This window comes from Neptuniibacter pectenicola, assembly GCF_001597735.1.
Lineage (GTDB): Bacteria > Pseudomonadota > Gammaproteobacteria > Pseudomonadales > Balneatricaceae > Neptuniibacter > Neptuniibacter pectenicola.
Window position 1 is genome coordinate 1 of the sequence record NZ_LUTS01000060.1, and the last position, 579, is coordinate 579.

Here is a 579-nt window from a genome sequence, read left to right on the forward strand (position 1 = left end):
AGAGGGGTGTCGATCGGGGCAGATGGCTCCTCAACCGCAGAGGTTGTATTTAACACCTCTATGACCGGTTATCAAGAAATTCTTACCGACCCTTCCTATGCTCGACAAATGGTCACGTTGACCTACCCACATATTGGTAACACTGGCGTTAACGCCGAAGACGAAGAGTCTAACCAAATTTGGTGTTCGGGCCTGATTATCCGTGATTTACCTCTACGCTCTAGCAGCTGGCGTCAACAAGAGACGTTAGATGACTACCTTAAACGTAAAGGCGTTGTAGGTATTGCGGACATTGATACACGTAAACTTACGCGTATTCTACGTGAGAAAGGTGCTCTAGCTGGCTGTATTATGGCTGGTGATAGCATTAACGAAGAGGAAGCTGTTGCACAAGCGCAAGCTTTCCCTGGTTTGAAAGGCATGGATTTAGCCAAAGAAGTGACAACTGAAAAGTCTTACGAGTGGACTGAGTCTACGTGGGATTTAGTAAAGGGTCACACAACACCTAGCGAATTCCCATTCCACGTTGTGGCGTATGATTTTGGTGTTAAAACGAACATTTTGCGTATGCTGGTTGAG

General features: G+C 46.3%; 1 protein-coding gene. It reads left to right on the forward strand.

Features of this window, described 5'->3' with window-relative positions; all coding sequences use genetic code 11:
* Window positions 1-579 (forward strand): carbamoyl-phosphate synthase domain-containing protein (locus tag A3773_RS16850; RefSeq protein WP_331709180.1); only part of this gene is annotated, 579 nt, incomplete at both ends.